The sequence below is a fragment of the Corallococcus sp. NCSPR001 genome, assembly GCF_017309135.1.
Classification (GTDB): domain Bacteria; phylum Myxococcota; class Myxococcia; order Myxococcales; family Myxococcaceae; genus Corallococcus.
In genome coordinates this window covers 6,540,728-6,566,094 of record NZ_JAFIMS010000002.1, presented here as the reverse complement: position 1 = coordinate 6,566,094, position 25,367 = coordinate 6,540,728, and the positions used below count along the sequence as shown (strand labels likewise).

The window sequence follows — 25,367 nt, the reverse complement described above, 5'->3', positions numbered from 1 at the left end:
GGTGGAATGAGTCCCGCCGAGCACTTCCCGCTGTACCACCCGCCGGGGGCGCAGCGCGCGTTCGGATCCGACGACGCCACGCGCCGCTTCGCCAAGGTGGCCCAGCTCGAGCAGGGCTCCCGCGTGCTGGTGCTCGGCTGTGGCCCGGAGGGCAGCGCCGCCGTGCTGCTGGCCCAGGAGCTCAAGTGCTCCGTGGTGGCCGTGGACACGGACGAGGCCCTGGTGTCCCCCGTCCGCGAGCGCGTGCGCACCCAGGGCCTGTCGGATCGCATCGAGGTCCGCCGCGTGGCGCCGGACGCGCTGGGCATGCTGGATGGCCCCTTCCACGGCATCCTCGTGCCGGGGCGCGTGCACTACCCGCTGGACATGTCGCTGCGCGTGTTCCGCCCGCTGCTGGGCAAGCGCGGCCGCGTGGGCTTCACCTTCCCGGCGAAGGTGGGCCGCTTCACGCCCAAGCCCGTGCTGGACTTCTGGGAGAAGCGCCTGGGCGCGCCGCTGCTGTTGCCGCGCGAGCTGCTCCAGGCGCTGGAGACCGCCGGCTTCGAGCCGGAGTCCGTGGAGTCGCTGCACGACACGGAGCTGGACGCGCTCTACAAGGACATGGAAGCGCACCTGCCGGAGGGCGCCTCTGCGGAGAGCGCCACCTTCCGCGAGGAGCTGGCCCTGCACCGCGAGCACAACCAGCGGCCGGGTGTCAGCTACGCGTTCGCCGTGGGCCGTCGCAAGGAGCCGGGTGAGAAGCCCCCGGCGTCGCGCGACCGCGGCTGAAGCCTGTCGGAGTGTTGATGCGTGGGGGAGGGCCCAAGGACGCGGGCCCTTCAACCGCCGGCACCGCGACTACTGCACGCCGTTGAAGTCGAGCAGCTCGATGGACTCGGGCGCCACGGACAGCGTGACCTGCTCGCGGTAGCCGGCCGCGTCGCCGCCGACCTGGAAGGGCATGGGGCGCGCGAAGCGGATGGTGACCTCGCGGGCGTGGAAGTCGTGCAGGCCTTCCGGAGCCCAGCGGCCATTCCAGAGGCGGGGGAGGTTGGCCAGCACCTGCGTGGGCGACACCTGGCCCAGGCGCAGCTGCAGGAAGCCCCGGCGGTCATTCGCGTGGGGGAACATGCGGAAGCCGTAGCCGTAGAAGGGCATGGTGCCCGCGGCGGCCATCATCAGCTTGCCCCGGAAGAGCACCGCGCCCGGCGCCAGAGGCGCGCCCACCGTCTGGCCCTCCGCGCCCAGGCGGTAGGCCTCCGATGGGCCGTTGACGACTTCGCACTCCACCAGCACGGAGCTGGTGAGGTAGTGCGGCACCGTCTTGAAGGCCACCGCGGAGAAGTAGCCGCCACCGCCGGACATGACCCGCTTGAACATGCCCTTGCCCAGCGACTCCTTCACGGAGATGTAGTCGTTGAGCACCTTGCCATCCACGCCCAGGCCCGCGAAGGGCGCGCGCTGGCCGTCCACCTGCACCAGGTCCATGGTGCGCACGCTGGGGAACTCCGCCGCGCGGGCGCGCACCACGTCGTTGAGGATGCCGTCGCCCCGGGTGCTGGACGCGTTGACGAACGCCGCGATGCCGTTGCCCGTGCCCAGCTTGAGGATGCCGAAGCGCGGCGCGGCCTGTCCGGCGAACTTCCCGCGCGGGCCCACCTGCTGCAGCACCTCATTGACGAAGCCCATGAAGGTGCCGTCGCCGCCGCCCGTGAAGACGGTGGGGTAGCCCCGCTCCAGCACCGTCTGCGCGATGCGCCGCGCGTCCAGCGGCGAGCGCGACAGGAACAGGTCCTCCTCCGGCACCACGTGCGACAGCAGCTTGACGACCCGGGCGTCCACCTTGCGGGCGTTCGCGTTCAGCAGCACCGCGACCTTCGGTTCGGCGGACGGAAGCGCCGCGGGGGAGCGGCGGAAGTCCGTGGAACGCAGGGGCTGAACCAGCATGGACGACTCCAGAGGGGCGGGGAGCGGTATGACAGCGATGACGCGGTTCGGACTGTGCACTTTTCTCGCCAACCCCTGACGCGCGGTGTCAGCCGGACGGGTTGAAGTGATTCCGAGGGGTTGAACGGTCCGCTGGTGTCCAAAATGCCCGCCCGGTTGCTACCGCGGGGTGACGGCGGTGTAGAGCGCGTTACGCACCCGTGGCGCGCGGATGGCGATTGGGTGACGCAGCGGCCCGTGGAGCCCTGGGGGCCTGCGCACTGCGCTACGCAGCGGGCGTCATCACCTTTGCGCTGGGTGCCCGGGCCTACGGGGAAACCCGCCCTCGCGTTTGACACGCCGGGGGGGGTGGTTACGTTGGGCTTACATCGGGATTTCGCAGGAAAAACGCAGTCATTTCCAGAGGATGGGAACCGTGGGCAAGATTATCGGAATCGACCTGGGCACCACGAACAGCGTGGTGGCGATCATGGAGGGTCGCGAGCCCAAGGTCATCGTCAACGAAGAGGGAGCCCCCACCACGCCTTCCGTGGTCGCGTTCACGAAGGACGGGGAGCGCCTGGTCGGTCAGGTGGCGAAGCGCCAGGCCATCACCAACCCGGAGCAGACCGTCTACTCGGTGAAGCGCTTCATGGGCCGCCGTTTCGAGGAGACGACCGAGGAGGCGAAGCTCGTCCCCTACAAGGTGGGCCGTGGCCCCAACGGCGACGCGCGCGTGGACATCGCCGGCAAGCAGTACAGCGCGCCGGAGATCAGCGCTCAGGTGCTCCTGAAGCTCAAGCGCGCCGCGGAGAACTACCTGGGTGACAAGGTGACGGAGGCGGTCATCACCGTCCCGGCGTACTTCAACGACGCCCAGCGCCAGGCCACCAAGGATGCCGGTGAGATCGCCGGTCTGACGGTGAAGCGCATCGTGAACGAGCCGACCGCGGCGGCGCTCGCGTACGGCATGGACAAGAAGAAGGACGAGAAGATCGCCGTCTACGACTTCGGTGGCGGCACCTTCGACGTGTCCATCCTGGAGGTGGGCGAGAACGTGGTGGACGTGCTCGCGACCAACGGCGACACGCACCTGGGCGGTGACAACATCGACCTGGAGATCATGAACTGGCTGATCAGCGAGTTCAAGAAGGACACCGGGCTCGACGTCAGCAAGGACAAGATGGTCATCCAGCGCCTGAAGGAGGCGGCGGAGAAGGCCAAGATCGAGCTGTCCAGCGCGACGCAGACGGAGATCAACCTGCCGTTCCTCACGGCGGACGCATCTGGCCCGAAGCACCTGAACGTGAAGCTCACGCGCGCCAAGTTCGAGCAGATGATTGGCCCGCTGGTGGAGCGTTCGCTGGAGCCGTGCCGCAAGTGCCTCAAGGACGCCGGACTGGATCCCAAGGACCTCAACGAGATCGTCCTGGTGGGCGGCACCACGCGCATCCCCATGGTGCAGGAGGCGGTGAAGAAGCTGTTCGGCAAGGAGCCGAACCGCTCCGTGAACCCCGACGAGGTCGTGGCGCTGGGCGCCGCGGTGCAGGCGGGCGTGCTCGGCGGCGAGGTGAAGGACATCCTGCTGCTGGACGTGACGCCGCTGTCGCTGGGCGTGGAGACGCTGGGCGGCGTGATGACGAAGCTCATCGAGCGCAACACGACCATCCCCACGCGCAAGTCGGAGACCTTCTCCACGGCGGCGGACGGCCAGACGCAGGTGGAGATCCACGTGCTGCAGGGTGAGCGCGAGATGGCGGGCGACAACCGCAGCCTCGGCCGCTTCCACCTGACCGGCATGCCCCCGGCGCCGCGCGGCGTGCCGCAGATTGAAGTGACGTTCGACATCGACGCGAACGGCATCCTCAACGTCAGCGCGAAGGACAAGGCGACCGGCAAGGAGCAGAAGGTCACCATCAGCCACTCGTCCGGTCTGTCGAAGGACGAAGTGACCAAGATGGTCGACGACGCGCGCAGCAACGAAGCCGCGGACAAGGCGCGCCGCGAACTGGTGGAGGTGAAGAACCAGGCGGAGAGCCAGGCCTACGCCGCGGAGAAGATGATCAAGGAGAACAAGGACAAGCTCACCCCCGACGTGGCGAAGGCCGTCGAGGAGGGTGTCGCGGAGCTGAACCGCGTCCGCGAGGGGCAGGACAAGGACGCCATCAAGGCGGCCCTCGATAAGCTCCAGCAGGCCAGCTACAAGGCGGCGGAGGAGATGTACAAGGCCACCGGCGGCGCGCCGGGCGCCACGCCTCCTCCGGGCGCCGAGCCCTCCGCGGCTCCGGGCTCCAGCGCCCAGCCGTCCGCGAAGGACGACGTGGTGGACGCCGAGTTCCGCCAGTCGTAGTTCCTTGCGCCTCCCGCCGTCTGGCCGAGGCTGAAGTCCGAGGGCCGGTGCTCCCACGAGGGGCGCCGGCCTTCTTCTTTTCTCCGCGGCGGTGGACGGGTGTGCCGGACGCGGGATGAGGGCCGGGAGCAACCCCGCGAATTCACGCGGGGGGCGCATGGCGGAGGCGCTGCAAGGGGCGGATGGGTTCCTCGCAGTCCACCCCGAAGGTGTCCCTCCATGTCCCGCATCGACTCCCTGCTGTCCGGCGTCCTCCCCGACCTTTTGGCGCCCGAGGGCGCATCGCTCCCCCTGGCCCCGCGCACGGAGGCGCCTTCACGGACGTCGGCCGCTCCGGCCAACTCCGTGGAGGTGTTTCGGGGGAGCGGCGCGCCGGCCCCGTCTCCCACGCGGGCGCCGCAGGTGGCGCCCCGGGCGCGGGAGGGCAACGGCTTCGACTTCGGCGTGGGGGGCGCGTTCCCGCCGAAGCCCACGGGCTCCTTCCAGGAACAGCTGAAGCAGGGGGCGCGGCTCCTGGAACAGACGAACGCCGCCGCCGTCAGCGTGACGCTGGACAAGGGTCCCGCGATGGACCGCTACGCGCGCTCGCAGCTGGGGCACCTGGACCCGAGCCCGCCCATCGCCGGTGCTCCCACGGCGCTCACCGACTACGCCAGCACCATCCCCGGCGTATCCGCGCGGGACGCCTTCGAGGCCTTCGTCAGCAATCCGGAGCTGCTCTTCGGCGCGGCGGGCATCTCGCTGCGGCCGGCGGTGAGCGCGCTGACGGACGGCGCCCGGCTGTTCCTGGAGGAGCAGGGGCCGCCGCCGGTGTGGGCGCCCATCACCGTGAAGCTCAACGAGACGGAGCGCGTCGTCCACATCACCACGCTGGACGGACACCCGCTGCGCGGCACCAACCAGTTCGTCTTCGACGACGACGGCAGCGGCGGCACGCGCATCCGACAGTACTCGGCCTTCCAGGGCAGCTCCCCGGCGACGTCGGTGGGCATGGCGCTGATGGATCCTATTGAACGGCAGCACGACATCTGGCGCAGCGTGCACGGACAACTGCATGAGATGCTCAAGCCGCGTTGACATACTGGGGACAAGGGGGAGGGGACCCATGACGACGCTCCAGACGACACCGCCGGGCCATGACGTGGTGCTCTACGACAGCCACTGCCGCGTGTGCAGCGGCGCCGCGCGGGAGATGCGCAAGCTGGTGGGCGGGCAGGGCACGCAGCTGCTCTCGTTCCGCGACGAGGGCGTCTTGGACGCCTTCCCGGGGGTGAGCTTCGAGCGCTGCGAGAAGGCCATGCAGCTCATCCAGGCGGACGGCCGCGTGCTGGAGGGCGCGGAGGCCATTGTCCGCGCGCTGGGCCGGCGGCCGTTGGGGCGGCTGCTCTACGTGTACTACGTGCCCGGGCTTCGGCAGCTGGCGGACGCGGTGTACGGGGTGGTGGCCCGCTACCGCTTCCGCATCGCGGGTCGCGACTGCCCCGATGGGGCCTGCGCGGTGCACTTCAAATAGGGGGAGGGGCGCGGGTAGCATGCTGCCTTCCCCGCATCCTCCTCTGGCCCCTTCGTGACTTCGCCTCCTCCCAACCTGCAGGCCGCCCAGTCCTTTCGCCGCTTCTTCGGGGAGCTGCGGGAGACGTACCTGGAGCGGGAAACGCTGTTCACGCAGATTGAGCTGGCGCTGCTCTGCCGCGAGCACGTGCTGGTGGTGGGGCCGCCCGGGACGGCGAAGAGCGCGGTCGCCAGCGCCGTCCTGGGGCGCATCACCGACGAGGTGTCCGGCCTGCCGTCGCTGTTCTCCAAGCAGATCGCGGAGACGACGCTGCAGACGGACCTCATCGGTCCGGTGGACTTCAAGGTGCTCACGGAGACGGGGCGCACCGAGTACCTCACCGACGAGGGCATGCTGGGCGCGGTGCACGCGTTCCTGGACGAGGTCTTCGACGGCCGGGACATGCTGCTGCGCTCCATCCTCAACGTGATGTACGAGCGGGAGCTGAAGCACGGCCGCAAGGTGACGACCGGCCGCACCGAGTGCGTGGTGATGACGAGCAACCGGTACCTCACGGAGGTGCTGGCGCGCTCGCCGGAGCTGCTCCTGGCCTTCGCGGACCGCTTGAGCTTCATCAGCTTCGTGCCCAAGGCCTTCGCCCGGCGGGAGAGCCGGGCCGCCATGCTGCACCGCTTCGTGCACGGGACGCGGCCGGACCTGCGCGCCACGCTGACGCTCCAGCAGTTGGACCTGCTCCAGGACGCGGTGGCCCAGGTGAAGGTGCCCGGCCACGTGCTGGAGGGCGTGGAGATGCTCACGGACGCGCTGGAGCGCGCGCTCGTGGCGCAGGTGTCGAAGCTGCCGGACTACGTGCCCACGAAGTACTTCTCCCAGCGCTCGGTGGTGAAGGCGCTCTGGACGCTGAAGGCCGCGGTGGTGCGCGATCAGATCTACCGCCGTCCGGACCGGCCGCTCGAAGCGACGGTGGAGGACCTGGACGCGCTGCGCTGGTTCTTCCTCCTGGGCGGCCCGCCCGCGGCGGAGGCGGACGCGCTGCTCAAGGCGGCGGTGGACCCGCGCGAGCGGGCGCAGCTGGAGATCGTCCGGCTGGAGCAGCGCACCTTCGACGAGGTGCTGGGCAAGGTGCGCCAGGAGCTGGGCGGCGGCGTGGAGCGCGAGGCGACGACGCTCGCGGCCGCGGACGACGTGAACGCGGCGGAGGGGCTGAGCCGCAACTGGCAGGCGGGCGTGGTGTCCTCCACCGCGCGCGGCGTGCTGGGCAAGCTGGTGCCCGGGCCGCGTCACGGCCAGAACCGGGCGCCGCTGCTGGTGGCGGCGCGTGCGCTGGTGGCCGCGCTGGAGCAGCGGCTGTCGCGGGGCATGACGGCGGGACAGGGGGAGGGGAGAGGCGGCGTGGCGTTGCTCATCGCCATCCGCGACGTCCTGGAGCTGAGCCGGGCGGTGCCGGAGCTGAAGCCGGGCTACCCCGCGCTGTGTGAGTCGGCCGCGCGGTTCCTGGAGCAGGCGCTGGAGATGAGCGCGTCCGCCGCGGAGGGGCTCGCATTCGAGGACAGCGTCAAGATGGAGTGGCTGGTCGGGCTCGCGGAGAACCTGGAGGAGGAGCTGGGTGTGATGGGCTCGCTGGCGGCGATGCTCAGCGAGGCGGTACCCTCCCTCCACGAGCGGCTGCGTGACGCGGACAAGGACACGCGCCGCCGGGTGGTGGCCGCTCTCCGGCGCCGGGTGTCGGCGGCGTTCCCTGCGCAGGCACCCCGGGGCCGCAAGGATCCGCTGGATGCGCTGTCCGCGGACTCGCGGCGGCTCACCCAGTTGGAGAACGCCCTGACGGCGTTGGATTCGTCCCAGGCGGGCTTGAAGCAGGAGCTGCTCCGGCCGCTGAGCGTAGCGTACGCGCGCGAGGTACTGGGCGCGACCCCGTTCGAGCGCATCGAGCAGTACGGCCGCGCGGTGCAGGCGGTGGCGGAGAACCTGCGGCGCGAGGGCGTGACGGCGGAGCCGGTGCTCGCCGAGTGCCGCGACCTGATGGAGAACCGCCTCCGGGAGCATGCCCGCGTGCTGTCGCGCGAGGTGGCCAGCCCGCCTCCGGCCCCCAACGCCGTGCTCAACGGCGACGCGTACACCTATTACCGTGGCGAGCTGTCCGCGCAGGCTCCCGACGGCGAGCTGACCGCGCTCGTGGGCCTGGACGGCCAGTTGATGGCGGCGCGTCCCCCATCCGCCTCCGCGTTCCTCTCCGACACGGTGCGCGCGGCGGTGGCCGAGGCGGAGCTGTCCTTCCTCCAGTCGCGCATCAAGTACCTGCGCAGCTGGCTGACACAGCTGCTGTCCGCGTTGCCCGCCCCGGAGGCGCTCAACGGCCGCGCAGACGCGGAGCGCACCTTCGAGCGGCTGGTGCGCAGCCGCTTCCCCCAGCTCGCGCTCAAGGAGGGTGAACTGGTGCGGCTCAAGGCCACGCTGGGCATGCTGGAGACGCTCCCGGGCGAGCTGGGAGAGAGCGCGCGCAAGCTGTCCGCCCAGCTTCGCGGCATCGACGAGGACTTCGGACGCTTCAGCCGGCAGGTGCTGGAGCGGCGGACCGCGCCGTGAGCGCGGGGGCCCTGTTCGGAAGGCGGCGCTGAGACGTGCTGGCGCGTCGGCTCACTCCTCTGCGGCAGCGCCTGGATGCGCTCCGCCAGCCCATGGCGGCCCGGGGTGGCGCGTGGTCCTGGCCCTTCGGCCGCAAGCTGAAGGGGCCGGAGGACCTGGGCCTGCCGGTGCTCGTGGCGCTCGACCGCGAGCTGGATCGCGTGGGCATCCACACCGCCGCGGATGCCCGGCTGTTGCTCGCGCTGGGCACCCAGCGGGGCAGGGCGGGGGCGCTCGCGCAGGGGCTCGCGACGCGCGCGAACCAGGCCCTGGAGGAGTACGAGGAGTGCCTGCGCCTCGTGGAGAAGGCTTACCGCTCCGGGGAGATGCCTTCGGGGGCGCTCACCGCGCTGGACCGCGGCTTCGTGCGGCTGGCCCGCGCGGTGAAGGTGGCGGAGCTCTTCAGCCGTCCGTTGGAGACCCAGGGCGGTGAGGACGCGCCGTTCGAGATCTTCGAGCGCCCGGCTGGGACGACCCGGGAGCGGCCACCAGCGAATGCGCGGCTGGCCGTCGCGGAGCTGCTGGCCGCTCGTGCGCGGGACAACGTCATCGACCTGGTGCAGAAGCGGCGCGACCTGGACCTGGCCCACGAGATGCTGCTGCGCCTGGGCACCACGGACGCGGACCGCGCGCGGAGCATGGCGCTGCGCAATGACGTGGCGGAGGCTCGCGAGCGGGTGCGCGAGGTTCCGCCCACGCGCTCCCTGGAGGCACTGGTGCGCGGCGTCCGGGAGACGGCGCAGAAGGATCCGCGAGGGGCCTATCGTTCGTTGCAGGGCCTCTACGAGCGCGCCATCGAAGCGGGGGACGCGGAGCTGGCCTCGGCGGCGCGGCGCGCGCTGACGCCGCTGCTTCCTCCCGAGTCCCGGCTGACGCGGATGGTGGAGGAGGCCGAGGCGGGCACGCGGCTCCAGTGGCTGGGAGAGGCGGATGCCGAGGCGGACTCCGGACGCGAAGCGGAGGACGCGCCGGACGAGCAGCTCGCGGACCTGGCGTTCTCCCTGAATCCGGAACAGCTGGCCACGTTCGACCTGGCGGCGGGGTGCGCGCGCTTCTTCGACGTGGAGGACGCGCTGTCGGAGGAGATCATCGAGAAGGACGCCGCCTCCGTGCGGGCCGTCCCTCGTCAGGTGCCCTATCCGACGCAGACGATGTCGTTCGCCACGACGGGCAGCCTGGATGAGGTCCACCACTTCGTCATCACGGATCCACGGCGCCTGCTCCAGGACCTCGCGGGGCACCGGCAGCTCGTGCGTACCTACCTGGACGACGCGCCGCCCCCCAAGCCGCGCAAGGTGAAGCGCACCGCCGTGCGCGTCTACGTCTGTGACGCCTCCGGCTCCATGCACGGCGCTCGGGCGCGCTTCCGGGACGCGCTGATCATCGCGGAGCTGAACAACCTGCGCGTGAAGGCGCGGCGCGGAGAGAGCTTCGACCCGCTCTACTTCAGCTTCTTCAACGACGTGCCCACGGAGCTGGCGCGCGTGGACACCGCCGCGGAGGCGACCCGGCAGATCGAGAAGCTCTTCCGGGACTCGCCCGCGGAGGGGCAGACGGACATCTCGCTGGCCCTCCTGTCCGCCTTCGACTCCATCCGCGCCGCGCAGGGGCGCGATCCGTACCTCGCGCGCGCCACGGTGGTGCTCATCACCGACGGCGAGGACCGCGTGGACCTGGATCTCATCCGCCGCACGCGCGCGCCCATGGGCGCCCTGGACATCGCGCTGAGCTTCATCTCGCTGGGCGAGGAGAACCCGGACCTCAAGTCCCTGGTGCTGGAGCAGCGCGCCGCCGGAGGCCGCGCCTTCTACCACCCGCTCTCCGACGAGGAGATCCGCTGGGCGCGCACGGAGTTCGACACGCCCTGGCGCACGCTGTTGCCTCGCGACGTGCCGGCCTCGCTGGAGGCCCTGGAGGCCCTGGCCCCGCACCTGGACGCGCTGGAGGCGGTGGCTGCGGGCCGCGCACCCGGGGCGGGCGTGGCCGTGGAGGCGTCCTTCGACGCGCTCTTTCCTTCCACGCCCGCCGCGTCCCCCGTGCCGGAGGCGCCCGGGGCGGAGCTCGTGGCGCGGGTGACGGACATCCTGGAGGCGGTGGGCGAGGCCGCGTCGCTCGCCTCCGCGGACCGGCGCGCGACGGAGAGCGTGGTGCTCCTGCAGCACCTGCTGTCCGTCTACGGACTCACGCCCGCGCGATACCTGGCCGTGCTGTCCGGCGGCGGTCGTCCGGTGGCCGAGGCGTTGGAGCGGGTGCGCTTGCTCTGCCGCCCGTTCGGGTAGGCTTCAGGGCACGCGCCATGTTCGGCTTCCTCAAACGCAAGAAGACGCCTCCCGCGACCGTGGACCCGTTGGCCACGTTCGACCGGCTCATCGAGGACCTGGAGCGCCAGGCGGCCGAGGTGCGCAAGTCCGCCGCCACGCTGCTGGCCCTCAAGGGCGAGCTTTCCCGTGGAGTGACGCGCTACACGGCCCGCTTGGGTGACATCGCCGGACGCCGGCAGACGGCGCATGACCGGGGCGACGCGAAGGGCGTGGGCGTGCTGGAGCGCGACCGCGTGCAGACCGAGCGCCTGTTGGAGTCCACGCGCGAATCGCTGCGGCGCGCGGAGCGGGACTCGGAGCTGCTCCTGGGCGCGGCCGGCGAGCTGGGCGATCGCGTGGCGGACCTGCGCATCGAGCGGGAGAGCGCGTCCGCGCGCATGGCCGCGGGCGGCGTCGTCACCGAAGCGCTGCGCGAGCAGGTGGAGCGCTTCGACCGGGTGATGGCGCTGGAGGCGGCGCGCGACGAGGTGGAGAAGGCGCACGCCCTGGCGGACATCTACCGCGAGGAACGGTGAACAGGGCAGGGCCCCTCTTCAGGTCCGCCGCGCCGTCTGGTGCAGCTCCAGCACGATGTTGCCGCCCTTGAAGAGCCGCACCGCGCCGGACGTCTGGCTCACCGTGAGCGCGATGCAGTGCGTGGTGGACGTGATGCCCGCGGAGGCCGCGTGGCGCGCGCCCAGGCCCAGGGGAATCTTCACCGTGTCGTCATTGGAGGACAGGTAGCGGCCGGCGGACAGCACCACGCCGTCCTCGCGGATGACGAACGCGCCGTCCAGCACGGAGAAGTTCTTGATGGCGTCGCGGATCTTCGGGTCCAGCACGTTGCGCTCGGACTCCGACAGGCCCTGGAACGGATTGATGGTGAGCTGCCGGCTCTTCTCCAGCACGCTCGTGTGGTCACCAATCGTGATGATGGTCCCGATGGGGTGGCCCTCGAAGCCCTCCTGGCCAATCTGCAGCGCCAACTGGATGAGCGCGTCCACCACCTGCGAGTTGAACTCCTCGCCCAGCTTCACGCCCTCGATGGCCAGCCGGTCGTCCAGCGACCCGCCGATGCGCATCTGCATCAGCGTGTCCGGCGCGCGGCCCACCTTGCCCGTCATGCAGAGCACGAGGTCGCCTTCCTTGAACGCGCCCTGCGATAGCGCGGACACGAGCGCCACCTTCACCCGCTCCGTGCGCGAGTAGTCGTACGCGGGGATGACCAGCGCGCGGACCTTCTTGCGCAGGAACTCCTGCGCCAGCGGTTCCAACGTCACCGCGTACACCAGCTTCTTGCGCGCGGGCTTACCCCGGAGGTCCTCCGGCGCAATGGGCGTGTCGCAGATGTAGAGGAAGTGGTCGACCTCGCTCTTGGCGGCCAGGGAGAGCGCCGAGCGCATGAATTCCCGATCGAACTTCGTGTTGTCGCTCAAGGCGCCCCTCGTGCACCCTTCGTTTTGAAGCAGGTCAGCTTGACACTGGCAGCTGCATGAATAAAGCTTTCGGGCCCTTTTTTTCGGGGGCAGGCCCCCTCTACCCGTCCAACTGGAGCCGCAGGCTGTGAACCAGAAAGATCTCAAGCGTTACAAGAAGATGCTCGAGGACAGCAAAGCGAGCCTGCTCGAAAGCGCGAAGAAGACCCTGGTGGAGGAATCGTCCTTCGACACGGACGACCTGCCTGACGAAATCGACCAGGCCGCCTCCGAGTACACCCAGTCCATGGTCTTCCGCCTGAGGGACCGCGAGAAGTTCCTCCTGCAGAAGATCGACGGCGCCCTCAAGCGCGTGGAAGACGGCACCTTCGGCATCTGCGAGCGCTGCGAGGAGGACATCTCCCCCAAGCGCCTGGATGCGCGTCCGGTGACGACGCTCTGCATCCGCTGCAAGGAAGAGCAGGAGAAGAAGGAGAAGTCCTACGGCTGAGCCGTGGCTTCCCAGGGGCCGCACGGTGCTCCCGTGCGGTCCTTGGCTTCGCTTCGGTGAAGGACCGTCGCTTCAGGCCACCACGGGCTGGATCTCCACCCGCAGCAGCTGACGGCCGATGAGGAAGTGGTCGCCGTTGTCGACGAAGGTCGGCCCCGCCAGGCGGATGAAGGTGCCGTTGGACGAGCCCACGTCGCGCACCATCAGCCGGTCCCCCCTGACCTGCAGCAGCGCATGCCGCCCGGACACGAAGCCGTCCGTGGGGAAGGCGATGTCGCCCTGCTCACGACCCAGCAGGTTGTCGCCGTCCTTGAGCGGGTAGGCCGCGCCGCGCAGGCCGCCCTCCAGGAGCTGGATGAGCCGCAGCCGGTAGCCGGGATCCGGCGAGCCCCACACCTGCGTGCCGCCGGGCCCCAGCGCCGCGGCGGGGATGGGCTCCAGCACCAGTCGCTGACGGCCCAGGCGCAGCTCGCCTCCGGCGGGCAGCTCGCGCTCATTGCGCAGGCGCACGAAGACGCCGTTGGCGCCGCCCACGTCCTCGATGGCGAGCCGGGCGCCGGAGAAGAAGAAGCGCGCCTGCACGGGCATGATGAACGGGTCGTCGTTGAGCGCGATGTCCGCCTGCTGGCCGCAGGTGAGGGTGTCGCGCTGCATGCGCACGAGCGCTTCCGGGCCTCCATCCGCGCGCACCACGCGGATGGACACCTGCGGGCGCGACGAGATGTGCGCCACGGCCATCACCATGGTCCCGGAGCGCAGCGCCGAGCCACAAGCTCGGCAGACAGTGGCATCCCGGGAATTCTCGGTGTCACAGCGGGGGCAATAGTCCACGGCGTCCATGCGAGCGTCCCTTCTAGCAGGCCCGCGCCGCGTTGGGGGGCCCGACAGCGCACGGCTTGCTCCCCACCCGAAGGGCATGGTGAAGTCCCGGCCCCACTGACTGGACGCTGACGTGTACTGCCCTTCCTGCGGCGCTGACGCCGAAGACTCCTCCCGTTACTGCCCCGCCTGCGGCGCGACGCTCCTGCGCTCGGCGGAGGGCGGCGACGAATACGTGGGCAAGACGATTGCCGCCAAGTACCGGGTGGAAGCCCTCATCGGCGAGGGCGGCATGGGCAAGGTGTACCGCGCCCGTCAGCTCGCGCTGGACAAGGTGGTGGTGCTGAAGGTGCTGCGCCACACGCTGCTGTCGGACGAGCGCACCGTGGCGCGCTTCCAGCGCGAGGCCAAGGCCGCCAGCCGCTTGAACCACCCCAACTCCATCAGCGTGCTGGACTTCGGTCAGGCGGACGACGGCGCGCTCTTCATCGCGATGGAGTACGTGGCCGGGCAGGACCTGCACCAGATCCTCAGCCGCGAGTGGCCGCTGGGCGAGGCGCGCGTGGTGCGCATCGCCCTCCAGATTCTGAGCGCGCTGTCGGACGCGCACGGCGCGGGCGTCATCCACCGGGACCTGAAGCCCGAGAACATCATGGTGGAGCAGCGCCGCAACGAGCCGGACTTCGTGAAGGTGCTGGACTTCGGCATCGCGAAGATCACCGACTCGCAGGACGAGGGCCCGGCCCTCACGCGCGCGGGCTTCGTGTGCGGCACCCCGGAGTACATGTCGCCGGAGCAGGCGCGGGGCGCGGTGCTCGACCACCGCTCGGACCTGTACGCGGTGGGCGTCATCCTCTACCAGCTGATGACGGGCCTGCTCCCCTTCGAGTCCGACTCGGCGGTGGGCTTCGCCACCAAGCACCTCACCGAGGAGCCACCTCCGCCCACGCGCCGCCGTCCGGACGCGCGCATCTCCCCGGGCATGGAGCGGCTCATCCTCCGCGTCCTGTCCAAGGACCCGGACGACCGGCCGGCCAACGCCGCGGCCTTCAAGACGGAGTTGCTCGCGGTCGACAAGGAGCGCCGCCGCGGGGGCGCCGCCGCCAACGACACGGGCGGGCGCCGTCCGCAGGCCTCGGGTGTGCTGGCCCCCATCCCGCGCAAGTCCCAGGCCGCGCACAACAACGCCCGGAACAACACGGCCTGGAACGACGTGACGGTGGAAGCCACCGTGCAGGGCCTGCCGCACTCGCACGGGCATTCGCGCACGCCGGTCTCGGAGGAGTCCACGCTCGCGCCCGAGGGCACCCAGACCTCCGTGGTCGCGCCCGTCTCTAGTGGCGGCGAGGGCATCATCCTCTTCTTCAAGGCGCTCACCACCGTGCTGGTGCTGGGGGCGGTGGGCTTCTTCGTCTACTACTTCGGCATTGGCGCGGGCAGCGGCTCCGAGGGCAACCAGTACGTGGCGCCGCCCAACGCGCCCCGGCTGCTCACCTCCGGTTCGGATCAGCCGGACTACCTGCGGCAGATCCCCAGCAACGCGCGCAACGTGGACAAGGCGCGCAAGCTGACGCAGGACGGGGACCGCGACGTGATGTCCGGCGAGCTGGTCCGCGCGACCTCCAGCTACAAGGAAGCCTTCAACTTCAACCCGGAGGCGGAGCTGGCCCTCAAGCTGGGCGAGCTGTACTGGCAGCGCGACAACACGGACGAGGCCCGCGGCTGGTGGGTGCGCCACCTGACCGACATGCCCGACTCGCGTGCGCGCGCGTACATCGAGCTCCGGCTCGGCAGCCCGGTGGCGCGTCCCTCGTCGCCCTGAGTGCCGCGGGTAGCGCCCGGCCCGCTCCCGTGGGGCGGGCCCCTTCCCGTCAGCCCAGCGTCTCCACCTGCATGACGTGCTGACCCAGGCGGACGCGGTCGCCCGGACGCAGGGGCCGCTCCGTCGCGGGCGGGATGCGCACGAAGGTGCCCAGGCCGCCGGACAGGTCGCGCAGCATCGCGCCCGTCGCCGTGGGGCTCAGCTCGCAGTGCCGGCCGGCGAGCCCCTCGTCATTCGGGTACGCCAGGTCGCAGTGGGCCTGTCCGATGGTGAGCAGTGCCGCGGCCGTCACCACCGCGCGGCCCGCCCTGCCGCCCATGTGCACCTCTTCCACGCCGTAGAGCGCCTGGCCGAGCGGCACGGGCGAGCCATACGGGGTGGGGCGGCCCGCCACGGGCGCGGGGGCCTCCACGCGGCCGGTGAAGCGGAACAGCCGCTGGCCGGCGCTGAAGAGGGCGCGCGGCGCCAGCGGCTCCGTGCCGGCGAACGTGACGTAGACGCCCGACGCGCTCGACTCGTCGCGTACGAAGAGGGCGCCGTCTTTCACGAGGAAGGTGGCGTGCAGCGGCGACACGTAGACGTCGTCCGGGAAGAGGATGGCGCCGCGCTGGCGGCCCACCACGCAGCCCGTCACCGGCAGCTTGTAGCGCTGGCCGCGCGTCGTCCCGGCGATGACCGCCAGCCCGAAACGCGACGCCACTGGCGCGGGGCGCGCGGTGGCGCCCGTCGTCGCGGGGGGCGTGCCCGCCGGAACCGGCGCCGTGGCGCCCGTGCCGCCACGAGGGGGCAGGGCGTTGTCCGGCACGGGCGGGGGCGGGCGGGTGTTCGCGGGCGGCAGGGCCGGCCCGTAGCCCGCGCGGGGGGGCGGCGGCGTCCCGACAGGCGGCGCTGCCCGGCGAGCCTCCACCATCAGTCCCTGGGCGGCGGTGGGCGGCGGGGTGCGCGCGGAGGGCTTGAGCCCGGGCGGCACGGCGCTGGGCGGCGGAGGCGGTGTGGGCGGGGAGACGGGCTCCCCCGGGCGCGTGAAGCTCGCGACGGCGGCGGGGCGGCCAGGGCCCGTGCCAGCAGGGGGCGGCATCGCCGGCCGGGGCGGGGTCGTGGCCGCCGGACGGGGGGCCGGAGCAGCCTCTTCCATCGCCTGGCCGCACAGCACGCAGGTGGCCGAGCGTGGCGGGTTGAAGCCGTCACAATTCGGGCAGACCACCGGGAGCGCGGACAGCAGAAGCTGAGACATGGGCAGAGGGCCAATCTAGGGGGGCGTGAAACGCCGGGTCAACGAAAGCCTCGGACCCATCTCCAAGGCGCCCGGGCCTCCAGGGACCCGGCCGGGGCATGCGATGTTCCAGGGTAACGTTGCCCCTGCTGTTTGAGGCAGTTACGATTGTCACCGCCTCGATGATTCGCCTGAACGACATCCTGCAGCGGGTTGCGTCGTACCACCCGGACCCCGACCTGGACATCATCAAGAAGGCGTACGTCTACTCGGCCAAGGTCCATCAGGGGCAACTCCGCAAGTCGGGAGAGCCCTACCTCATCCACCCGCTGGAGGTGGCGGGCATCCTGGCGGAGCTGAAGCTGGACGAGGCGTCCATCGTCACCGGCCTGCTCCACGACACCATCGAGGACACGCTCGCCACCGCGGAGGAGCTCACGGAGCTGTTCGGCCCGGAGGTCGCCCAGCTGGTGGACGGCGTGACGAAGCTGTCCAAGTTCTCCGCGTCCGCGACGCTCTCCCAGGAGGAGAAGCAGGCGGAGAACTTCCGCAAGATGATCATCGCGATGGCGCAGGACATCCGCGTCATCCTCGTGAAGCTGGCGGACCGCACGCACAACATGCGGACGCTGGATCACATGTCCGAGGAGAAGCAGGCCCGCATCGGACAGGAGACGCTGGACATCTACGCGCCCCTGGCCAACCGCCTGGGCATCTCCTGGATCAAGACGGAGCTGGAGGACCTGTCCTTCCGCTACGTGAAGCCCCAGGAGTTCTTCGCGCTGGAGGAGCAGCTCAACAAGCGCAAGAAGGAGCGGGAGAAGTACATCGAGGACACCTGCGACCTGATGCGCGAGAAGCTCCAGGAGCGCGGCCTCAAGGGCGACGTCAGCGGGCGCTTCAAGCACGTCTACAGCATCTGGAAGAAGATCAAGTCGCAGGGCATCGACTTCGATCAGATCCACGACATCATCGCGTTCCGCATCATCGCGCCGTCGGTGCCCTCCTGCTACGAGGCGCTGGGCATGGTGCACCAGATGTGGAAGCCGGTGCCCGGGCGCTTCAAGGACTTCATCGCGATCCCGAAGCCCAACATGTACCAGTCCCTGCACACCACGGTGATTGGTCCGTTGAGCGAGCGCGTGGAGGTGCAGATCCGCACCGCGGAGATGCACAAGATCGCGGAAGAGGGCATCGCCGCGCACTGGGCCTACAAGGAAGGCCGCGCGCCCATCTCCAAGGACGACGAGAAGTTCGCCTGGCTGCGCCAGTTGATGGAGTGGCAGCAGGACCTCAAGGACCCCAAGGAGTTCCTGGAGACGGTGAAGGTGGACCTCTTCACCGACGAGGTCTTCGTCTTCACGCCCAAGGGCGACGTGCGCAGCCTGCCGCGCGGCGCGACGCCGGTGGACTTCGCGTACGCCATCCACAGCGACGTGGGCGGCCGGTGCGTGGGCGCCAAGGTGAACGGGAAGATTGTTCCCCTGCGCTACAAGCTGAAGAACGGCGACACGGTGGAGGTGCTCACCAGCCCGCAGGCGCACCCGTCCAAGGACTGGCTCACCTTCGTCAAGACGAGCCGCGCGCAGCAGCGCATCCGCGGCTTCATCAAGCAGCAGCAGCGCGACAAGAGCCTGCAGCTGGGCCGCGAACTGGTGGACCGCGAGTTCAAGCGCTTCCAGCTCAACTTCAACAAGCTGATGCGCTCCGGCGAGGTGAAGAAGGTCGCCGAGGAGCTGGGCTTCCGCGTCGAGGACGACATGCTGGTCGCCATCGGCTACGGCAAGGTGACGCCGCAGCAGCTGGTGCAGCGCCTGGTGCCGCAGGAGAAGCTGGCGCAGGCGGAGCCGCCTCCGCGCCCGTCGGATGGCGGCGGGACGGGCAGCGGCTCGGGGAACAACGCCTCCATGCTGCCGGGCCTGTCGCGCATGACGGACCTGGCCAAGCGGCTGGTGGGGCGCAACAGCCGCAGCGGCGTCCAGATTGGCGGCGTGGACGACGTGCTGGTGCGCTTCGGGCGCTGTTGCAACCCGGTTCCCGGGGACCCCATCGCGGGGTTCATCACCCGCGGGCGGGGGGTGACGGTGCACACGGTGGGGTGTGAGAAGGCCCTGGCCACGGACCCCGAGCGGCGCGTGGACGTGTCCTGGGACGTGAAGGGCGACTTCAAGCGGCCCGTCACGCTGCGCGTGCTGACGGCGGACCGGCCGGGCCTCCTGGCGGACATCACCAACACGTTCTCCAAGAAGAGCGTCAACATCTCCCAGGCGAACTGCCGGGCCACCGGGGATGACCGGGCCGTCAACACCTTCGAGGTCACCATCTCCGACCTCAAGCAGCTGACGGACCTGATGCGCTCCATCGAGCGGTTGACGGGCGTCTACTCCGTCGAGCGAATCTAGCGCTGTCCTGTGCTACAGCCCGCGGCGGACCCGCGGCCCTCGTCCCCTTTGGGAGGGCCGCCTCAACGCGAGGTGTGCTGCATGGCGCGCAAGGCAATCCACTCCGACGACGCCCCCAAGGCGATTGGCCCCTACTCCCAGGCCGTGCAGGTGGACGCCGGGAAGATGACGTTCCTGTCCGGCCAGATTCCCCTGGACCCGAAGACGATGGAGCTCGTCCCCGGTGACGTCGTCGCGCAGGCCGAGCAGGTGATGAAGAACCTGCAGGCCGTGCTCGCCGCCAGCGGCCTGGACTTCAGCCACGTCGTGCGCTGCACCATCTTCCTCACCAACCTGGGCGACTTCGCCAAGGTGAACGAGGTGTACGCCCGCGCCTTTTCCGGCTCGCCGCCGGCCCGCGCCACCGTGCAGGTGTCCGCGCTGCCGCGCGGCTCCCAGGTGGAGATCGACGCCATCGCCGTGTCCTGAAGTCCCACCGGGCACCCGCTGAAACACGAAGGCCGCCGGTTCCCGCTGTGGGAGCCGACGGCCTTGGGTGCTTCAGGAGCGGGGGAGGGCTACTTCGCTTCCGCCGCCATCGCCACGCCGGCCTTCTTCAGCTCCTCGTCGATGACCTTCTTGAAGGCCTCGAAGGGCTGCGCACCCACCAGCGTGCGGCCGTTGATGAAGAACGTCGGGGTGCCGTTGGCGCCCTTGGCGGAGCCGTCCGCCATGTCCGCTTCAATCTGCTTGTCGAACTTGCCGGAGTCCAGGTCCGCCTTGAACTTGGGCACGTTCAGCTTCAGCTCCTCGGCGTACTTCTCCAGGCTGGCGCGGTCCAGCGCGCGCTGGTTGGCGAAGAGCTTGTCGTGCATCTCCCAGAACTTGCCCTGCTCGTTCGCGGCCATGGAGGCCACGGCGGCGAGCTTCGCGTTCTGGTGGAAGGGCAGGGGCTGGTGCTTGAAGGCGATCTTCACCTTGCCCTTGTAGACCTTCTCCACCTGCTCGAGGGTCGGCACGGCGCGGCTGCAGAAGGGGCACTCGAAGTCGGACCAGGCGACGATGGTGACGGGCGCGTTCTTCGGGCCGCGCACCGGGGCGTTGCCCACTTCCACCTTCTGCACGGCCGGCTCGGCGGGCGCCGCGGGGGCGGCCGGAGCGGCGTTCACGTTGTCCTGGTTCAGCTTGGCGTAGAGGTCCTCCGCCTTGGTGCCGGCGGCGAGCGCCTTGTCGGCCTTGGCGATCTCCTGGTCGATGAGGGGCTTGAAGGCCTCGAAGGGCTGCGCGCCGGAGAGGAAGCGGCCGTTGATGAAGAAGGCCGGGGTGCCGTTGGCGCCCACCGCCATGCCCGCGGAGGAGTCCGCGGACACCTTGTCGGAGATCTTGCTCGACTCCAGGGCGGCCTTGAACTTGTTCATGTCCAGGCCCAGCTCCTGGGCGTACTTCTCCAGGTCACCGCGCTCCAGGGCGCGCTGGTTGGCGAAGAGCTTGTCGTGCATCTCCCAGAACTTGCCCTGCTCGTGGGCGGCCATGGAAGCCTGCGCCGCGAGCTTCGCGTGCGAGTGCATGGGCAGCGGCTGGTGGCGGAACACCACGCGCACGTCCTTGCCGTAGGTCTCCTTGATCTTGTTGAGCGTCGGCACCGCGCGGCTGCAGAACGGGCACTCGAAGTCCGACCACTCGACGATGGTCACCTTCGCGGTGGCCGGGCCGAAGGAGGGGGAGTCCGAGGGGATTTCAATCTTCTTCGCGGCGGCGGGGGGCTCCGCCTGCGGCTGGGAGGGGCGGGCCGGGGCGCGGTCGACGCCCTTCTCGATGGTGCGCGCGTACACCTGCGACGGCGCGACGCCGCTCTTCACCAGGCCCTCGGCCTTGGCGAGCTCCTCGTCGATGAGGGCCTTGAAGTTGTCGATGGGCTGCGCGCCGGAGAGGAAGCGGCCGTTGATGAAGAAGGCCGGCGTGCCGCTGGCGCCCATCTGCTGGGCCAGGGCCGAATCCTTGTCGATGGTGGCGCCCAGGCGCTCATCCGCCATGTCCGCCTTCCACTTCGCCACGTCCAGGCCGATCTGCTTGGCGTAGCCCTCCAGGCTCTCCGCATCCAGCTTCTTGTTGTTGGCGAAGAGCAGGTCGTGCATGTCCCAGTACTTGCCCTGCTCACCGGCCGCGAGCGCCGCGAGGGCCGCGGGACGGGCGTGCGGGTGGAAGGACAGCGGGTTCTGGCGCATCACGACGCGCAGCTTGTTGCCGTAGTCCTTCTGGAGCTGCTCGACGGTGTTGTGCGCGCGGCTGCAGAACGGGCACTCGTAGTCGGAGAACTCCACGATGGTGACGAGCGCGTTGACGCTGCCCTTCGTCGGGGCGCCGTCCACGGGCACCTTGAAGACGGTGGGGTCCACGGCGCGCGCGGGCTTGTTGGCAGCCTGCGCGACGGACGGCGTATTGCCGGTGGTGGTTTTCGAGCCGGTGGCGGCACGGCCGCCAACGAACCCGAGCACCAGGCCGACCAGCAGGGCCACGATGACATTGGGCTTCATGGGTTGGGAATGCTCCTGCGCCATAGGTCCGACTCCGGGCCCCAAGCGGGTGTCTGGGTAGGGAAAGGGCGGGGTACTTAACAGAGGGAATTCCAGACACGCAAGCCGCGATGACCGCCTGCGTCCGCCCGATATCCAGAGGCCTCGAAGGGGCGGACAACGACGCTGGGGACACCAAAATTCCCTCTCAGCGCGCGTGTCGTGCCACTTTCGCCGCCAGCGTTCCAGGCGCCATGAAAGGATGCGCGCGAATGGAAGCCGGTGTGCGCGTGGATACGTCCGGGGCCCTCTGTCCGGTGCCCATCCTGGAGATCGCCAAGGCGATGCGGCGCCTCGCGCCCGGGACGCTGGTGGAGCTCGTCTCCACCGACCGTGGGCTGGAGGCGGACCTGCCCGCCTGGTGCGACGCGACGGGCAACGAGCTGGTCCGCATGGAGCGCCGGGGCGCCCACTATGTGGGCTGGGTGCGCAAGGCGGGGTGAGCGTCCGTGGGGCGCGGGCCTACAGCAGCTGAAGGACGCGGTCCTCCAGGCGGCGGCCGCGGCTGACGCCGAGGATGAGCACCTGGTGCTGGAGGAGGTGGCCGACGGTGCGGCTGATGACCTCCTCGGCCTTGTGGGCCTGGCCGTCGAAGCGCACGCGCAGCACGTCCGGGCCCTCCATGCGCGCGTCGGTGACGCCGGGCAGCGAGGTGATTTCGGGGATGATGACGTCGCCCCGGGCGATCTGGACGCGGAACTCGGCGCCCTGGCCGGTGAGCTCCGACATGGTGCCGGCCTGGGCGAGCGTGCCCTTGTCGAGGATGGCCGCCGCGTCGCACAGCTCCTCCAGCTCCTGGAGGTTGTGGCTGGAGACGACCACCGTCTGCGTGCCCTTCATGTCCTTGATGACCTGACGCACCTGCGCGGCGATGCGCGGATCCAGGCCGGCGGTGGGCTCGTCCAGGAGGACGAGCGGCGGGCGGCCCATCAGGGCCTGGGCCATGGCGGCGCGCTTGGCCATGCCGTGGCTGAGCGCCTGCGTCTGGACCTTCCAGGCCTCCATCAGGCCCACCTTCTCCAGGGCGCCGCGGGCCTCGTGTTCCGGCTGGGGCAGGTCCGACAGGCGGGCCCAGTACATGAGCAGCGCGCCCACCTCCCAGCCGGGGGGCAGCACCGCGTCCTGGGGCAGCGCGCCCACGCGGCCCTTGAGGGCGCCGGGCGCGGTGGGGGACACGCCCATCACCTGGAGCGAGCCCTCGGACGGGTAGAGGTAGCCGCACATCATGGAGAAGGTCGTGGTCTTGCCGGCGCCGTTGGGGCCGATGAGACCGAAGACCTCCCCCTGCCGCACCTGGAGGCTCACCGCGTTGACGGCGACCTTGGGGCCGAAGCGCTTGGAGACGTTGTTCAGCTGGATGGCCAGGTCGCTCACAGGTCCCTCGCGCGCAGGACGCCGTAGGCGCCGAAGAGGAAGACGGCCGCGAAGGCCACGTAGGCCGCGCCGCTCATGGCGAACTCGGCGAGCCTCGGGTGCAGCAGGTTGCCCGAGTAGTACGACGGGGACAGGTAGCGCAGGAAGCGCAGCACGTTCTCCTCGCTGACGGCGCGCCCCACGGAGTCCATCAGCCAGAAGACGAAGAGCAGGATGAAATTGAAGACGAGGCTCACCGCGGGGCTGCGGAAGAGGCTGGAGCACAGGGTGGTGAGGGCCACGTACGCCAGCGAGAAGACGATGGTGGCGCTCCAGAACTTCAGCAGGTTGAGCACCAGCACCCCGAAGGCGAAGTCGTCGTTGATGATGCGCGCGTAGATGAAGATGGCCAGGTCGATGATCAGCACCAGCCCCACCAGCAGCGTGGCCTGGGAGAGGAACTTGCCCAGGAGCACCGACGAGCGGCGCGCGCGCACCGTGAGGTAGCGCATGGAGCGCGGACCCACTTCGCCGCTCACCTGGTCGAAGCCCATCAGCGCGATGTAGGCGGGCAGGAAGAAGAGGCTGATCTTGAAGACGATGAGCACCACGATGGGCACCTTCGCCAGCGCCTCCATCATCGCGGCGTCGTTGCTGGCGAGGAAGCCCAGCACCCCCTGGTGCATCTGCTCCGCGGCCTGCGTGGCCATCTCCGAGTCGCCGCCGGATTCGGCGAGCTTCGCGTTCACCTGGGCCTGCAACTCCCGGGTGACGAAGCCCACGACGAGCAGCACCAGCGCGGAGAACATGCTGTAGAGCCCGAGCAGCACGATGGCCCGGCCGCTCTTCATGGCCCGACGCAGCTCGGCTGCCCAGATCACCAATGTCTCTTTGAGTCCGTCCAAGGTGCACAGGACCCTACTGGACCTCCGGGCACCTTCCCAGGAATCTGGCGGACGAAGGCAGCAGTCGAGGAGGCAAGCCGTGGACAGCGCGCCCTCAGCGACTAGGATCCGGCGGCCTGCTCCCTGCCCCCCAAGGAGAGCCCTGAAGCATGACGATTCGCCGCCTCCTCGCCGCCCTGCCACTGTTCCCCCTCACGCTGCTGCTGGGCGCCTCCGCGCCCGGGCCGGACGCGAACACCGCGCCGTCACCCGCCTCCCCGTCGGATGCCCAGGCCCTGGCGCGGTCGGTGAGCGCCCTGGGAACGGACGCGGGGCCCGTGGGCGCCCGTGCGCTGGTGGAGAAGGTGGAGTCCGAGCAGCGCGGCACCCAGGCTTCGGCTTCGCCGGACGCGGGGACCGTCGCGCAGGCTCCAGACTCCGGGACCGCCGGTGAAGCCGTGGCGACCGCTCCGACCGAGGACCCACGTCCCGTGGATGCCCGCGCGCTGGCGGAGGCGCTGGCCGCGAAGGACGCCTCCGCGCTGGAGCCCGGGATGGTGCCTCCGATGCCGGTGCCCTCGCGGGAGAAGGCTCCGCCGTTCGGCAAGCTCCAGGGCCTGCCGCGCGCGCAGGACCTGGTGGCCCGCGCGAAGCTGGAGGGCAACAAGCTGGTGGTGAAGGGTGGCAAGAGCGCGCCGGATCAGGTGCTCACCATCGACCCCGGCCTCCAGGCGTCCCTCACGAAGATCATGCAGAACTACCAGGTGCCCTACGGCGCCGCGGTGGTGCTGGAGCCCTCCACCGGCCGCGTGCTCGCGATGGCGGAGCACTCGGAGGCGAAGCCGGAGCTGCGCGGGCTGCCCATCCGCGCGGTGTACCCGGCCGCGAGCATCTTCAAGATCGTCACCGGCAGCGCGCTCCTGGAGGCCGGCGTGTCGCCCGACACCGAGGCGTGCTTCCACGGCGGCAAGCGGCGCCTCAACGAGCGGCAGCTGGAGGACACCGAGCGCGACGGCGCCTGCTATTCGCTGGCGCTGGCCATGGGCAAGAGCGCCAACGTCATCTTCGCCAAGATGACCAGCAAGCACCTGACCGCGGACGCCCTCAAGCGCATGGCGGCGCGGCTGCGCTTCAACCGCGAGATCCCCTTCGCCCAGCCGCTGGACGTGTCGCTCGCGTACATCCCGGAGGATGGCTTCGCGCTCGCCAACACCGGCGCGGGTTTTGGTGACGTGTACCTGTCCCCGCTGCACGGCGCGCTGCTGGCGTCCGTGGCCGCCAACGAGGGCCGCTGGGTGGACCCCGTGCTGGTGGAGCCGGAGCCCTTCATGCCCCTGCCGGAGCCGGAGCCCGTGCTCACCCCCACCGCCGCGCACGAGCTCACGCGCATGCTGGAGGAGACCGTCACCCACGGCACCGCGCGCGGCGTGTTCCGCGAGCGCGGCTTCCAGGTGAAGGACGCGGTGGGCAAGACGGGCACGCTCGCGGACCGCGAGCCCTTCCGCGACTACTCGTGGTTCGTGGGCTTCGCGCCCAAGGACAACCCGCGCGTGGCCGTGGCCGCCCTCATCGTGAACGACCCGAAGTGGCGCATCCGCGGCTCGTACCTGGGCCGCGAGGCCCTGCGCCTGGCGCTGGAGCGCATCCCCGCGCCCGTGGAAGTGACGGCCCCCGCGGGCGCCGCCGGCAAGCACTGAGGCGCG

20 protein-coding genes are annotated in these 25,367 nt (G+C 70.3%); 13 read left to right on the top strand and 7 right to left on the bottom strand.

Going from position 1 to position 25,367, the window contains the following annotated elements; translation table 11 throughout:
• Positions 1-6: 6 nt before the first annotated feature.
• Positions 7-768, top strand: coding sequence for a methyltransferase domain-containing protein (locus JYJ93_RS28355; protein WP_206797347.1), 762 nt, complete (start codon positions 7-9; stop codon positions 766-768).
• Between the two features lie 69 nt (positions 769-837).
• Here the strand turns inward: JYJ93_RS28355 and JYJ93_RS28350 are convergent, their stop codons facing one another.
• Positions 838-1,926, bottom strand: coding sequence for a diacylglycerol kinase family protein (locus JYJ93_RS28350; protein ID WP_120588312.1), 1,089 nt, complete (start codon positions 1,924-1,926; stop codon positions 838-840).
• A 415-nt stretch (positions 1,927-2,341) separates the two neighbouring features.
• Here JYJ93_RS28350 and dnaK point away from each other — a divergent pair, with 415 nt between their 5' ends.
• The 6 genes from dnaK to JYJ93_RS28320 all read left to right on the top strand — a co-directional run bounded on the left by dnaK (position 2,342) and on the right by JYJ93_RS28320 (position 11,229).
• Complete coding sequence (dnaK, locus tag JYJ93_RS28345) at positions 2,342-4,255, top strand: molecular chaperone DnaK (RefSeq protein WP_206797345.1); 1,914 nt, start codon at positions 2,342-2,344, stop codon at positions 4,253-4,255.
• Positions 4,256-4,474: 219 nt separating this feature from the next.
• Positions 4,475-5,332, top strand: coding sequence for a hypothetical protein (locus JYJ93_RS28340; protein ID WP_206797335.1), 858 nt, complete (start codon positions 4,475-4,477; stop codon positions 5,330-5,332).
• Between the two features lie 28 nt (positions 5,333-5,360).
• Positions 5,361-5,768 carry a DUF393 domain-containing protein gene (locus JYJ93_RS28335; RefSeq protein WP_206797333.1) on the top strand — a complete coding sequence of 136 codons (408 nt, stop codon included), beginning with the start codon at positions 5,361-5,363 and terminating at the stop codon, positions 5,766-5,768.
• Between the two features lie 54 nt (positions 5,769-5,822).
• Positions 5,823-8,354: an AAA family ATPase gene (locus tag JYJ93_RS28330; RefSeq protein WP_206797332.1), complete on the top strand. Its 2,532-nt coding sequence runs from the start codon at positions 5,823-5,825 to the stop codon at positions 8,352-8,354.
• Between the two features lie 35 nt (positions 8,355-8,389).
• Positions 8,390-10,672 carry a vWA domain-containing protein gene (locus tag JYJ93_RS28325; RefSeq protein ID WP_206797322.1) on the top strand — a complete coding sequence of 761 codons (2,283 nt, stop codon included), beginning with the start codon at positions 8,390-8,392 and terminating at the stop codon, positions 10,670-10,672.
• Between the two features lie 17 nt (positions 10,673-10,689).
• Positions 10,690-11,229 (top strand): hypothetical protein, encoded by a 540-nt coding sequence (locus tag JYJ93_RS28320; protein ID WP_206797320.1) that lies wholly within the window; start codon positions 10,690-10,692, stop codon positions 11,227-11,229.
• 18 nt (positions 11,230-11,247) lie between these two features.
• Here the strand turns inward: JYJ93_RS28320 and JYJ93_RS28315 are convergent, their stop codons facing one another.
• Positions 11,248-12,129 carry a diadenylate cyclase gene (locus JYJ93_RS28315; RefSeq protein ID WP_206797318.1) on the bottom strand — a complete coding sequence of 294 codons (882 nt, stop codon included), beginning with the start codon at positions 12,127-12,129 and terminating at the stop codon, positions 11,248-11,250.
• 127 nt (positions 12,130-12,256) lie between these two features.
• Between JYJ93_RS28315 and JYJ93_RS28310 the strand changes: the two genes are divergently transcribed.
• Positions 12,257-12,619 carry a TraR/DksA C4-type zinc finger protein gene (locus JYJ93_RS28310; RefSeq protein WP_014395767.1) on the top strand — a complete coding sequence of 121 codons (363 nt, stop codon included), beginning with the start codon at positions 12,257-12,259 and terminating at the stop codon, positions 12,617-12,619.
• A 72-nt stretch (positions 12,620-12,691) separates the two neighbouring features.
• On the opposite strand, the gene JYJ93_RS28305 is transcribed toward JYJ93_RS28310, so the two are convergent.
• Positions 12,692-13,459 carry an FHA domain-containing protein gene (locus JYJ93_RS28305; protein ID WP_206797309.1) on the bottom strand — a complete coding sequence of 256 codons (768 nt, stop codon included), beginning with the start codon at positions 13,457-13,459 and terminating at the stop codon, positions 12,692-12,694.
• A gap of 184 nt (positions 13,460-13,643) precedes the next feature.
• On the opposite strand from JYJ93_RS28305, the gene JYJ93_RS28300 reads away from it, so the two are divergent.
• Complete coding sequence (locus JYJ93_RS28300) at positions 13,644-15,260, top strand: serine/threonine-protein kinase (RefSeq protein ID WP_347402715.1); 1,617 nt, start codon at positions 13,644-13,646, stop codon at positions 15,258-15,260.
• A 49-nt stretch (positions 15,261-15,309) separates the two neighbouring features.
• Here JYJ93_RS28300 and JYJ93_RS28295 read toward each other — a convergent pair whose 3' ends face one another.
• On the bottom strand, positions 15,310-16,494 hold the full coding sequence (locus JYJ93_RS28295; RefSeq protein ID WP_206797292.1) for an FHA domain-containing protein: 1,185 nt from the start codon (positions 16,492-16,494) through the stop codon (positions 15,310-15,312).
• 161 nt (positions 16,495-16,655) lie between these two features.
• Here JYJ93_RS28295 and JYJ93_RS28290 point away from each other — a divergent pair, with 161 nt between their 5' ends.
• Together JYJ93_RS28290 and JYJ93_RS28285 are read left to right on the top strand one after the other, a co-directional pair.
• A complete protein-coding gene (locus tag JYJ93_RS28290) occupies positions 16,656-18,875 on the top strand; it encodes a bifunctional (p)ppGpp synthetase/guanosine-3',5'-bis(diphosphate) 3'-pyrophosphohydrolase (RefSeq protein WP_206797286.1) in 2,220 nt (739 codons plus the stop codon).
• An 81-nt stretch (positions 18,876-18,956) separates the two neighbouring features.
• On the top strand, positions 18,957-19,343 hold the full coding sequence (locus JYJ93_RS28285; RefSeq protein ID WP_120564408.1) for a RidA family protein: 387 nt from the start codon (positions 18,957-18,959) through the stop codon (positions 19,341-19,343).
• An 89-nt stretch (positions 19,344-19,432) separates the two neighbouring features.
• Here the strand turns inward: JYJ93_RS28285 and JYJ93_RS28280 are convergent, their stop codons facing one another.
• Entirely contained in the window at positions 19,433-21,388 is a 1,956-nt protein-coding gene (locus tag JYJ93_RS28280) for a thioredoxin domain-containing protein (RefSeq protein ID WP_206797285.1), read from the bottom strand.
• A gap of 251 nt (positions 21,389-21,639) precedes the next feature.
• On the opposite strand from JYJ93_RS28280, the gene JYJ93_RS28275 reads away from it, so the two are divergent.
• A complete protein-coding gene (locus JYJ93_RS28275; protein ID WP_014395774.1) occupies positions 21,640-21,870 on the top strand; it encodes a sulfurtransferase TusA family protein in 231 nt (76 codons plus the stop codon).
• A gap of 19 nt (positions 21,871-21,889) precedes the next feature.
• Here JYJ93_RS28275 and JYJ93_RS28270 read toward each other — a convergent pair whose 3' ends face one another.
• Positions 21,890-22,801 (bottom strand): ABC transporter ATP-binding protein, encoded by a 912-nt coding sequence (locus JYJ93_RS28270; RefSeq protein ID WP_206797280.1) that lies wholly within the window; start codon positions 22,799-22,801, stop codon positions 21,890-21,892.
• Positions 22,798-23,664 carry an ABC transporter permease gene (locus JYJ93_RS28265; RefSeq protein ID WP_277989486.1) on the bottom strand — a complete coding sequence of 289 codons (867 nt, stop codon included), beginning with the start codon at positions 23,662-23,664 and terminating at the stop codon, positions 22,798-22,800. The genes JYJ93_RS28270 and JYJ93_RS28265 overlap by 4 nt, the downstream gene beginning before the upstream one ends.
• Positions 23,665-23,834: 170 nt before the next feature.
• Here JYJ93_RS28265 and JYJ93_RS28260 point away from each other — a divergent pair, with 170 nt between their 5' ends.
• Positions 23,835-25,361, top strand: a complete 1,527-nt coding sequence (locus JYJ93_RS28260; protein ID WP_206797276.1) for a penicillin-binding transpeptidase domain-containing protein — start codon at positions 23,835-23,837, stop codon at positions 25,359-25,361.
• Positions 25,362-25,367: the final 6 nt, after the last annotated feature.

Bases quoted from the DNA above. Each gene is read 5' to 3' on its own strand.
- JYJ93_RS28355 (WP_206797347.1), top strand. From the start codon at position 7: ATGAGTCCCGCCGAGCACTTCCCGCTGTACCACCCGCCGGGGGCGCAG.
- JYJ93_RS28350 (WP_120588312.1), bottom strand. From the start codon at position 1,926: ATGCTGGTTCAGCCCCTGCGTTCCACGGACTTCCGCCGCTCCCCCGCG.
- JYJ93_RS28340 (WP_206797335.1), top strand. From the start codon at position 4,475: ATGTCCCGCATCGACTCCCTGCTGTCCGGCGTCCTCCCCGACCTTTTG.
- JYJ93_RS28335 (WP_206797333.1), top strand. From the start codon at position 5,361: ATGACGACGCTCCAGACGACACCGCCGGGCCATGACGTGGTGCTCTAC.
- JYJ93_RS28320 (WP_206797320.1), top strand. From the start codon at position 10,690: ATGTTCGGCTTCCTCAAACGCAAGAAGACGCCTCCCGCGACCGTGGAC.
- JYJ93_RS28305 (WP_206797309.1), bottom strand. From the start codon at position 13,459: ATGGACGCCGTGGACTATTGCCCCCGCTGTGACACCGAGAATTCCCGG.
- JYJ93_RS28295 (WP_206797292.1), bottom strand. From the start codon at position 16,494: ATGTCTCAGCTTCTGCTGTCCGCGCTCCCGGTGGTCTGCCCGAATTGT.
- JYJ93_RS28290 (WP_206797286.1), top strand. From the start codon at position 16,656: ATGATTCGCCTGAACGACATCCTGCAGCGGGTTGCGTCGTACCACCCG.
- JYJ93_RS28285 (WP_120564408.1), top strand. From the start codon at position 18,957: ATGGCGCGCAAGGCAATCCACTCCGACGACGCCCCCAAGGCGATTGGC.
- JYJ93_RS28280 (WP_206797285.1), bottom strand. From the start codon at position 21,388: ATGAAGCCCAATGTCATCGTGGCCCTGCTGGTCGGCCTGGTGCTCGGG.
- JYJ93_RS28275 (WP_014395774.1), top strand. From the start codon at position 21,640: ATGGAAGCCGGTGTGCGCGTGGATACGTCCGGGGCCCTCTGTCCGGTG.
- JYJ93_RS28260 (WP_206797276.1), top strand. From the start codon at position 23,835: ATGACGATTCGCCGCCTCCTCGCCGCCCTGCCACTGTTCCCCCTCACG.